Here is a 10,352-nt window from a genome sequence, read left to right as displayed (position 1 = left end):
CTTAAAAGAACCCGTATCAGACAGTAGTGTGCGCCTAGCGTGCGTACGCGTTGATAGTGGTGTTACCCAAGGCGATAGCATCAGCGAATATTACGATCCAATGATCAGCAAACTGATCGTCTGGGGGCAAACTCGTGATATCGCTCTAAAGCAGATTAAGCAGGCGTTAACTCAATATCACGTACGTGGAGTAACGACAAACATTGGTTATCTGCACAGTATTATTTCGCAGCCAGCCTTTGCCGAGATTGAGCTCGATACAGGTTTCATCGTCACACATCAACAAGGCATAAATGAGCAGCAAGACGTGTCGGATTCAATCTGGCTTACATTGGCGGCGGTTGCTCGCTGGAATGATCTCATTTCAAAATCAGACAGCTCAACGTTACCCGCGCCAACCAGACGAGGTTTTAGACTGTCAGTTGACAACGTTTACCGATTTAACTTCACGGATGCCAATGCCAACCATCAGGTACGTTTGCAACAATCATCGCAAGATACAGGAACTCACTTCACTGTCCGATGTGGTGAGGAGCTGCATCAGGTCATCCTGCTTGAAAGTGACAACCAGTTTATCGTCGATATTGATAATGTGCGTTACACCTTTAATGCACTTAGCAACGAACAAAAGACAACACTATTTTATCTTGGTCAGCAGCGCACGTTCGCTCATCAACCTAACTTTGACTCTGCAAAAGATGTAGATGATGAACTAAGTCCAACCGCACCACTCAACGGCATAATTTCAGCAGTTATGGTGGCTAAAGGTGACGAAGTGGCGGCGGGCGATCCGCTTTTGGTACTCGAAGCAATGAAAATGGAATACACCATCACGGCTCCGGTAGCAGCAAAAGTCGACGAATTGTTTTATCAGCACGGGGACCAAGTACAGCACGGTTCCATCCTGCTGAATTTGTCTTTGATATCGGATAACGTCAGTGAAGATAAGGAGCGCGAATATGCTACCAGCGAAGGTTAATATCGTCGAAGTCGGCGCTCGTGATGGTCTGCAAAATGAAACGGCAGTGACGCTGGTTGATAAAATCCGTTTGATTAACCAACTAAGCAGCAGTGGCTTAAAGCATATTGAGGCTGGATCTTTCGTCTCTCCAAGGTGGGTGCCTCAAATGGCCGATTCCGATCAGGTGTTTGCTGGTATCTCAAAAAAGCCTGAAGTGGTTTATAGCGCGCTCACACCAAATCTCGCAGGGTTAGAACGTGCGCTGGAAAGCGGTGTAAAGCGAATTGCGGTGTTTGGCTCCGCTTCAGAAACGTTCAGCCAGAAGAACATCAACTGCAGCATTACCGAAAGTCTCGCTCGATTTGAACCCGTTATCGAATTGGCGAACCAGCACAACATTCCTGTACGCGGGTACTTGTCTTGTACCATGGTGTGTCCATATGAGGGAGTAATCAAGCCAGAGCAAACTACCAAGGTCGCCAATACGTTGTTTGATATGGGATGTTATGAGATTTCGCTCGGTGATACTGTCGGTAAAGCAACGCCTAATCGCGTTATCGCCATGCTGGATTCGTTGTTAACGCTACTGCCAAAAGACGCGCTCGCAGTACATTTTCATGACACTTATGGACAAGCATTAGCCAATATCTACCAAGCCTTGTTAATGGGCATCAACACCATTGATAGCGCAGTAGCGGGGCTCGGCGGCTGCCCTTACGCGAAAGGAGCCAGTGGCAATGTTGCAACGGAAGATGTACTTTATCTGTGTGAGCAACTTGGGATTGAAACAGGCGTTGACCTTGGCGTCATCAATGAAGCGGGTTGGCAAATTTGCCGTGCGTTAGGAAAGTCTCCTGCTTCTAGGGTCGCATTAGCTCTGGGCGATCCGTATAGCTTGTAAATCATCAACAACCAATCAGGTAATGTATTTCAACGGGCATGCAGACGTACGTGCCCGTTTTTTGTTGTTACTCATAAAAACCTTAACGCTCAACGGTCTTCATCACATTAATTAGTATCTGATTTCAGCTACAATTTAGTTTCAAACCGAACATATAAAACAGGATCAGGTAAATGCTCATAACATTTCGTTGTCGAAGCCACTCAAACGTCACAATGTTTGGTGATATTGCATTAGATATGCTCAAAATGATGGGTCACAGCGGCACGGTGCCGGGATCAATTTCCGCTCAAGATGTTCCTGACGCGCTATCAAGATTAACTTCTGCTCTATCTGCGAAAAATGCAGCTGAAGAAAACCTCCCTACTGATGTAGACGAAGAGGAAGAACAAGCAGAGCCCGCGGTAAGCCTAGGACGCAGAGCGTTTCCACTGATTGAGTTGCTAAAATCAGCAATCAAAGAAGAATGCGAAGTCATGTGGGACAACCAATAACGCCTTCAAACTGGTTTCTAGCGAGGTGAATCCGTGTTGTGACCGCCTCGCTATGGTTACTCGACACCAAGATAAGAACACCAATACCGCTTATCGCCCTATCCGTTTCTCTCCCTAGACAACTTGATTTGCCCATCAATGTGCACATCTCGTTGTGGAAACGCGATTTCAATGCCGTGCTTTTCGAAAGCTTCGTAGATTTCAAAACGCATGGCACTTGCGACCGAGCGAATACCGCCCTCAACCGTTGAGTTAATCCAAAAATAAGATTCGAAGATCAAAGCATTGTCACCAAAGTCTTGAAAAAACACATCTGGCACTGGCGAACTCAGAACTTGCGCTTGCTGCGAAGTCACTTCCGCCATTAAGGCAGCAACCTGTTTGACATCGCTCCCATACGCGACGCCGACGACGACCGAGCCACGAACTAATCTGTCGCATAACGTCCAGTTGATCACCACGTTCTCAATCAACTGACTGTTGGGTATGAGCATATGAACACCATCGGTTCGTCTGATTCTCGTTGAACGTGTATTTATTTGCTCGACAGTGCCTTTGGCGCCCTCAACCTCTAAAAAGTCCCCAATTCGAATTGGCTTTTCACCAATCAAAATCCAGCCACTTATGAAGTTGTTAATGATGTTTTGCGCACCAAAACCGAAGCCGATAGCGATGGCACCAGACAGAAAGGCAAACGCGGTAATTGGCACATTGATCATCGAAAGTGTGGTCATAAAAATAATGGCGAGAGCGATGACAAATAATATCCGTTTAACCAAATGAATCACGTTTGGGTCTTTCCCCAATGAGGACATTCTTGACGTAACGGTTTTGATCAAAATTTTTGATAACCATAAAGCGACAATCACCCATGTCGGCACCATCAATATCGCCCATAACGTGATAGGTTGTTCGTTAAAGGTAAACAGCGTTGTTTCTAAAAATGAAATGACCCGTTCGAACATAAAGTGCTCACTCTTGATTCATCGTTGCCAGCAAGCCAGAGCGCATAAGTCTTAAATTTTTAGGTCAATCGATAGCGCAAGCGGCTCAACTAAGTTCTTCTTATTAACTATATTGTAATCTACGTAAAACGCTTCGAGTGGTTTCCCACTTTGGCTTCAACCGATTAAGCCATTTAGGGAGCACGTCTTTGTGAACTAAACGAGCCAATCAACCAACTGGATACGCAAGGCAAATCAGTGATAACTTTCTGATTTTTAAGCGTCAAATTTTCACTTCGAATCACTCTCACTTATTATTATGCACCTTATTGCAATTTATATTGATGGAATGATTGTTATGTCAGAACTGACTCGGATGCGCTCTGGAGAAACCTATAATTGTCTGGATGAAGAACTAAAGCTAATGCGCGCCAAAACTGCGCAGCTTGTCTTCCAGTTTAACCACGAACCAAACCCAGATATCCGTAGACAGCTATTGGCGGAAATGGGCGTCCAATTAAAAAATAGCGCCTGTATAGAGCCACCGCTACAACTTACCTACGGTTGTCACTTGTCCATCGGAGAAAACACCTACATCAACTGGGATGCCATTATTCTGGACAATGGACAGGTTGAGGTTGGCGCGAACGTCATGATTGGGCCTAGAGTGCAAATTTACACAGCCGCTCATTCACTCGATACGCAAAGACGCTTAGCCGGAGATGAGATCGCCAAACCGGTAAAAATCGGCAATAACGTTTGGATTGGTGGGGGCGCTATCATACTGCCAGGCGTGACCATTGGTGATGAGGCCGTCGTCGGCGCTGGCTCTGTCGTAACCAAAGACGTTGCGCCGGGCGATCGAGTTGTTGGAAATCCGGCGCGCTCCATTAAACCAAAAAACTGAAGAAAGTCGCTATTTCGCCAAATGATCGCGAATAATATTAGCGAGCAGATTGAGAGCATGAACATATTTGTCATTGAGCTCAAAAGAAGCGTTAAGACGAATACAGTGATCGTATTGTTCTGTCAGGCTGAACATCTTTCCCGGTGCGATGCTGATATTACCTTTTAGTGCTTCTCGATATATCGGCAAGGCATCAATATGCTTGGGGAGCTCTAACCAAATAAAGTACCCACCGCTTTGGCTTAACACTTTGACTGCTTCAGGTAACAGCTCACTAAGCAGAACCGTCATCTTACTTTTACGTTCAAACAGCTTTTTCCGTAACTGCTTCAAATGCGATTCATAATTGCGGCTTGTTAAATAGTGCACCAATGTCATTTGCACTGGTGCACTCGTCGCTAATGTACTCATTAGCTGTAACTTTTGTACCTCTAGCGCCCGCTTTCCCGCCGCAACCCAACCAATACGTAGCCCTGCGATTAATGATTTTGAAAACGAGGAGCACAACATGGTATTACCCGTGTCATCAAACATTCTTAGTGGGTAAACCGAGTCATTCTCGGCATGCAGTTCGCTGTACACATCATCTTCAATTACTGGCACGTTATATCGCTGTGTCAGTTCAATCAGCTTTTGTTTTTTCTCGTTGGAAAGCGTAAAACCCAGAGGATTCTGGAAGTTCGACATCAGCCAACATGCTTTCACATCGTGTGTTTGCAGCGCTCGTTCCAATGAGTCTAGGTCAGTGCCCGTGACTGGGTCTGTTCTTACTGAGAGCGCTTTCAAACCTAACCGCTCTAAGGATTGCAAAGCGCCATAGAATGCAGGCGACTCCACAACCACCCAATCTCCCGGTCTTGTACAAGCTTGCAAACTGAGCGTTAACGCCTCCAGCGCGCCTGCCGTAATGACAATTTCATCGGGTGAAATTTCAATGCCTTTCGCAGCATAACGCTTCGCGATGATGGTGCGTAATTGTTCATTTCCCGGCGGTAAGTTATCAAAGGTGGTGGAAATCGGCATATTGCGAGCGGCTGCGCTCATCGCCCGATTCACGTGATAGCGTGGATACAAACTTGGGTCTGGATAGGCAAAGCCAAAATTGATCATGGATGGATTTTTGCTCGCCTGCAGAACATCAAAGATAAACTCATTGATGTCTACCTGCTCTGTCCACGAAACCGCGGCTGGCGCTTGGGGTTCATTTGAACTCTTAATATTGGGCGCGACTCGATAACCAGATCGCGGCTGTGACGTTACCCAGCCTTGAGATTCCAGAATTTGATACGCGTGCAACACCGTCATCAAGCTCAAACCCGAGTGTTCAGATTGGCGACGCAGCGAAGGCAGCTTGTCACCCGGATGCCATATCCCTGATTTTATCTGCCTTTTAAGCTGTTCCACTAACTCTTGATACTTCGCCAAACGCAAATCCCCTTCCATAAAGCCGAATTCAAAATAATAACACTTCAATATTTAATCTGTTATAGGTTTATAGTCACTGTCTGTACCTACTTCCCTCATTCCGCTCCTTTTAAAATAGCTCTCTCATAAAACTTAAAAGATCAAAGGAAGTTTAATGTTTGGCCTCGACGCATTTATGCTTGCACGGATACAGTTCGCCTTTACGGTATCCTTTCATATTATTTTCCCCGCTATCACCATAGGTTTGGCCACCTATCTCGCCGTGCTGGAAGGCTTATGGCTAAAAACACGTAATCCCGATTACCAAAAGCTCTATCACTTCTGGTCGAAAATTTTTGCGGTTAACTTTGGAATGGGTGTTGTATCTGGTCTTGTCATGGCCTATCAATTCGGCACCAACTGGAGTGGTTTCTCCGACTTCGCTGGTTCTATCACAGGCCCATTACTGACTTATGAAGTGTTAACGGCTTTCTTTCTCGAAGCCGGATTTCTTGGCGTAATGCTGTTTGGGTGGCGTCGCGTCGGCGAAAAGCTGCACTTTTTTGCAACCTCGATGGTGGCGTTAGGAACGATCATTTCGACGTTCTGGATTCTCGCCTCCAACAGTTGGATGCAAACGCCACAAGGCTATGAAATTGTCGACGGACGTGTGGTGCCAACCGACTGGTTTGCTATCGTTTTCAATCCTTCATTTCCTTATCGTTTGGCGCACATGAGCGTCGCGGCTTTCGTCAGTTCAGCACTCTTTGTAGGCGCGTCAGCCGCTTGGCATTTATTGAGAGGCAATCAATCGACTGCGGTAAAAACCATGTTTTCGATGTCGCTCGGGATCTTAGTGTTCCTTGCGCCACTCCAAGCCGTGATTGGCGATGTGCACGGGCTAAACACTCTGGAACACCAGCCCGCCAAAATCGCTGCCATCGAAGGACATTGGGATAACAGCGATGGCAAACCAACCCCATTGATATTGTTCGGCATGCCAAACATGGAACAAGAACGCACAGACTATGCCTTAGAAATTCCTGTTTTAGGAAGTTTGATCCTACGCCACAGTTTAACTGAGCCAATCCCGGCGCTGAAAGACTTCCCGAAAGAGGAACGACCGAACTCACCTATCGTCTTTTGGTCATTTCGAATCATGGTCGGGCTAGGACTTCTGATGATTTTTCAGAGCTTCTACAGCATATGGTTACGAAAAAAGAACACGCTTTATACTTCGCGTTGGTTCCTCAAGTTTTCATTGTTTATGGGGCCATCTGGTCTTATCGCAATACTCGCTGGCTGGTTTACGACAGAGGTTGGTCGGCAACCTTGGGTCGTGTATGGCGTACAAAAAACGCGTGATGCGGTTTCTGCACACGGAGACCTACAAATGAGCATCAGCCTGCTGTGTTTCCTTGTTGTATACAGCTTGGTATTTGGTTTTGGTTATTACTACATGATCCACCAAATCAAGAAAGGCCCCGATGCAATCGAACACGATGAGCACGACATGACGACCGTTTCAGGTCGCATTTAGAATTTGTCACAAAGTGAAGGTAGAAAATATGCATTTTGATTTATCCGTGATTTGGTTCGCGATCATCGTTTTTGCCACTTTGATGTACATCATCATGGACGGCTTCGATTTGGGTATTGGAGTACTGATGCCCTTCATCAAGGATGAAAAGCAAAAAGACGTCATGGTCAACAGTGTCGCACCTGTTTGGGACGGTAACGAAACTTGGATTGTACTTGGAGGCGCATCTCTATTTGGCGCTTTTCCGATGGCTTACGCTGTGATTATTGAAGCGCTAACCATCCCTTTAACGTTGATGTTGATTGCTTTGATCTTTCGTGGCGTCGCGTTTGAGTTTCGCTTTAAAGCATTGGAAAGCCACTTAAAGTTCTGGGATCGCTCTTTTATGGTCGGCTCGATTTTAACCACGTTTTTCCAAGGCATCGTTGTTGGCGCGGTAATTCAAGGCTTTGCGGTGGAAAACCGCGTCTTCGTAGGTAGCCAACTCGACTGGCTCAGCCCTTTTCCCATCTTTTGTGGTTTGGGTTTAGTCGCAACGTACGCGCTGCTTGGTAGCACATGGCTCATCATGAAGACGGAAGGTGAACTGCAAAACACGATGTACCGCTTCACTAACAAAACACTACTGGCAATGATCTCCGCATTAGTCATTGTGAGCGCTTGGACTCCACTTGCTTACCCTGCCATTGCGGAAAGATGGTTTTCTCTGCCTAATTTGTTCTACTTACTGCCCGTACCTGTCATTACTGGGCTGGTATGTTTGAAGATTGCCGACTCCGTTAAAAAGCGTAAAGAGCGCAGCCCTTTCGTGATGGCATTGGTGATCGTGATTCTCGGGTTCGCTGGGCTTGGCATCAGTATCTGGCCAAATATCATTCCTCCTAGCATATCAATATGGGAAGCAGCGGCTCCTGCAAGCAGTCAGCGCTTTATGCTCGTTGGAGCAGTGATCATCATCCCGATCATTCTGGCTTACACCTTTTGGAGTTACTACGTCTTCTCCGGAAAAGTAAAAGAAGGCGAAGCGTACCATTAACGAGTTGATAAGGAGTGAGTATGAAAATCAAAAATTGGTGCCGCCAATGGGCTTGGATGGTTGGAATTTGGGTCGTTAGCGTCGCTGCATTAGGGTTAGTGTCTATGTTATTTCGCGTCATGATGACCGCTGCCGGGTTAAAATCTTAGCTCGGCACTTTTAAGTCAATAAAAAATGGATGCCTCTAGATCTTGTGTAAGAGCTAGAGGCGTTTGCATTCAAGTCCGACTTTTCACGTGTGCAGACAATACGATCGTAGATTCTAAACCGCGAGCCACTTCAAAATAACCACCAGCACGAGATAGCTGACGAGCCGTCAATTTTTCTTTGCCTAGCTTTTCAAACCAATAAGGCGCCAATGAGCACTGAGCCGAACCTGTGGCAAGATCTTCTGAAATACCGATTTTAGGTGCAAAGTAACGCAGCACATAGCCACTATCAGAACTTTGAGCCGTCACGATGACCGCATGAAACTCATCAATTTTAATCAGCTCATCAAAGTTAGGTTGATAGAGAACAACATCATCTTCGGACTCGAGAACAACAACCAAATCACGCGTTGTAAAAGCATCTACGGGGCGATTGGAAAAACCTGAAATATCCAAGGGGATGGCATGAGGCTTGGCTTGCCAACTTGGCATCACGATCCTGTACATTCCATCAAGTTCAGTAACGGTAATATGGCCATACTGGCTTTTTAGAATGATCTCATTCTGATGATAGTTGGAAATGATTGCAGCGCCTGCGCCCAAACTTCCGTGTCCGCATAGGTTGATCTCTCCTTCTAGGCTAAACCAGCGAATGTGGTAGTCAGTGCCAGACCGAACCACAAATGATGTGACAGGTTGAGCGACCTGATGAGTGATTTGAAGTAATTCAGAATCACTCAGCCAGTGATTTAGTTCGACAACGCCACATGGGTTACCTTGAGCTAACTCATCACAAAATACATCATATATTTGTGCTTTAATCATCCATCATCCTTACTGTTTGGCGTCTTGTTGACGGGTGAGCGACTCAATACTGATACCACTGCATACCGCCTTAATCACTAAAACCAACGCACAGTAAAAATGCTATGCGTTGCGAACCCCTCTTGAACAATTTGTTCGCTTAAATTCTGTAGCACCAAGCCACACTCGCCCAAAACATAATGTTCAAAGCCCAGATCATCACACTTTGAACAGGAAGCATGTGGAAAACTAACTGTGGACATGCCCTAAGCTCTCTCAGAGAGAACAGCATTTGAGGCTGAAAGTCCCAACTGGTTGCTAAACGCAGACCTCTTTTAAACCAAGGGTGATTCGCCAAATATTCAGCGTAAGATGAATAAATTGTCCACAAACCCAAAAGACCAAACAGCTCAATTATTGAGATTACTTCCAAACTAAAGGGCAATAATGAAGGTCCTCCAATAAGCAAAATAGCCGCAAATATCCATTTTCTATTTCTCATTACACATCCTTGTTAATGATTTAATCTAACTGCGTATATAAAAGATTCGAGAAAAGCTTGTCAGTTCCTAAGCTTTGAGGCATCAGGCCTGACAAGCATATGTATTAGCTATTTCTGATCGTCAAATTCATTAACGGTTTTTAGCCAAATAGCAAATTGGTTCAAGGATGTCTCATGACGTCTCTTAATATTTAACTCATCGCAAATAACATCTATTGGCGCTTCTGAGTTCTTCTGAATCGCAAACTTAGCAAGCCCCAAAGCCTCCACATACGACAGCTCATTCCACTTTCGTTCATAACCGAATGCCTCTACACCCCGCCACTCAATCAAATCGACCATATTACTCGGCGAAACCCAGAGTGTTGGAGAGTACCCATCGCTCTCTTTGATACCAGCGAAAGTATCAAGTATTTTTCTCATATACTCGAGTTGCTTTTTGCTTGTACGTGTTAAGCCATGTAGGTTGGCTATTTCGAGGGTAAGTGCATGCAGTGTAATACCAGGGCGTTCGATAAGGATATCTGTAGCAAGTTGAGTGAGCCTATCAACGTATTCAGGTTTAAAATAATTTGCGGCATCCAATGTAATCGATGAAGCGTTCTCGATTTCATCAAATTCTTTACCAGAGCTCCCCGTTTGTTCAAGACAAAAACCTGTGCCTGAGTTTAAAGTTGAAGGACCTTTCGCTAACACTACTTTTCCCTCTG

Annotated in this window: 12 protein-coding genes; 7 read left to right on the top strand and 5 right to left on the bottom strand. The window is 45.5% G+C overall.

Annotated elements, in window-relative coordinates:
* From R7O12_RS18620 to R7O12_RS18610, 3 genes are all read left to right on the top strand, one after another.
* On the top strand, positions 1–979 hold a 979-nt coding region (locus R7O12_RS18620), incomplete at its 5' end, for a biotin/lipoyl-containing protein (RefSeq protein WP_318126240.1).
* The gene (locus tag R7O12_RS18615) at positions 960–1,862 is read left to right on the top strand and encodes a hydroxymethylglutaryl-CoA lyase (RefSeq protein WP_062731026.1); all 903 of its coding nucleotides are present in this window, start codon (positions 960–962) and stop codon (positions 1,860–1,862) included. The genes R7O12_RS18620 and R7O12_RS18615, both read left to right, overlap by 20 nt.
* 173 nt (positions 1,863–2,035) lie before the next feature.
* Entirely contained in the window at positions 2,036–2,356 is a 321-nt protein-coding gene (locus R7O12_RS18610) for a DUF1840 domain-containing protein (RefSeq protein WP_005373256.1), read from the top strand.
* Between the two features lie 98 nt (positions 2,357–2,454).
* On the opposite strand, the gene R7O12_RS18605 is transcribed toward R7O12_RS18610, so the two are convergent.
* On the bottom strand, positions 2,455–3,321 hold the full coding sequence (locus tag R7O12_RS18605) for a mechanosensitive ion channel family protein (RefSeq protein WP_318126239.1): 867 nt from the start codon (positions 3,319–3,321) through the stop codon (positions 2,455–2,457).
* A 337-nt stretch (positions 3,322–3,658) separates the two neighbouring features.
* On the opposite strand from R7O12_RS18605, the gene R7O12_RS18600 reads away from it, so the two are divergent.
* Entirely contained in the window at positions 3,659–4,207 is a 549-nt protein-coding gene (locus R7O12_RS18600) for a sugar O-acetyltransferase (RefSeq protein ID WP_005373259.1), read from the top strand.
* 9 nt (positions 4,208–4,216) lie between these two features.
* Here R7O12_RS18600 and R7O12_RS18595 read toward each other — a convergent pair whose 3' ends face one another.
* Positions 4,217–5,650, bottom strand: a complete 1,434-nt coding sequence (locus R7O12_RS18595) for a PLP-dependent aminotransferase family protein (RefSeq protein ID WP_318126242.1) — start codon at positions 5,648–5,650, stop codon at positions 4,217–4,219.
* 136 nt (positions 5,651–5,786) lie between these two features.
* On the opposite strand from R7O12_RS18595, the gene R7O12_RS18590 reads away from it, so the two are divergent.
* Genes R7O12_RS18590 through R7O12_RS18580 form a run of 3 tightly spaced genes read left to right on the top strand, consistent with a single transcriptional unit; the run spans position 5,787 to position 8,336 of the window.
* Positions 5,787–7,151, top strand: a complete 1,365-nt coding sequence (locus R7O12_RS18590) for a cytochrome ubiquinol oxidase subunit I (RefSeq protein ID WP_005373264.1) — start codon at positions 5,787–5,789, stop codon at positions 7,149–7,151.
* Positions 7,152–7,179: 28 nt separating this feature from the next.
* Positions 7,180–8,187, top strand: coding sequence for a cytochrome d ubiquinol oxidase subunit II (gene cydB, locus R7O12_RS18585; RefSeq protein WP_005373265.1), 1,008 nt, complete (start codon positions 7,180–7,182; stop codon positions 8,185–8,187).
* Between the two features lie 20 nt (positions 8,188–8,207).
* Positions 8,208–8,336 carry a DUF2474 domain-containing protein gene (locus R7O12_RS18580; protein WP_005373267.1) on the top strand — a complete coding sequence of 43 codons (129 nt, stop codon included), beginning with the start codon at positions 8,208–8,210 and terminating at the stop codon, positions 8,334–8,336.
* A 69-nt stretch (positions 8,337–8,405) separates the two neighbouring features.
* Here R7O12_RS18580 and R7O12_RS18575 read toward each other — a convergent pair whose 3' ends face one another.
* The 3 genes from R7O12_RS18575 to R7O12_RS18565 form a co-directional block, all read right to left on the bottom strand.
* On the bottom strand, positions 8,406–9,161 hold the full coding sequence (locus tag R7O12_RS18575; RefSeq protein WP_005373270.1) for a PhzF family phenazine biosynthesis protein: 756 nt from the start codon (positions 9,159–9,161) through the stop codon (positions 8,406–8,408).
* Between the two features lie 139 nt (positions 9,162–9,300).
* The gene (locus R7O12_RS18570) at positions 9,301–9,642 is read right to left on the bottom strand and encodes a hypothetical protein (RefSeq protein ID WP_054577804.1); all 342 of its coding nucleotides are present in this window, start codon (positions 9,640–9,642) and stop codon (positions 9,301–9,303) included.
* Positions 9,643–9,750: 108 nt separating this feature from the next.
* On the bottom strand, positions 9,751–10,352 hold a 602-nt coding region (locus R7O12_RS18565), incomplete at its 5' end, for a hypothetical protein (RefSeq protein WP_318126237.1).

Source organism: Vibrio sp. Vb1574 (genome assembly GCF_033338675.1).
This window is presented reverse-complemented; position numbering and strand designations above follow the sequence as displayed.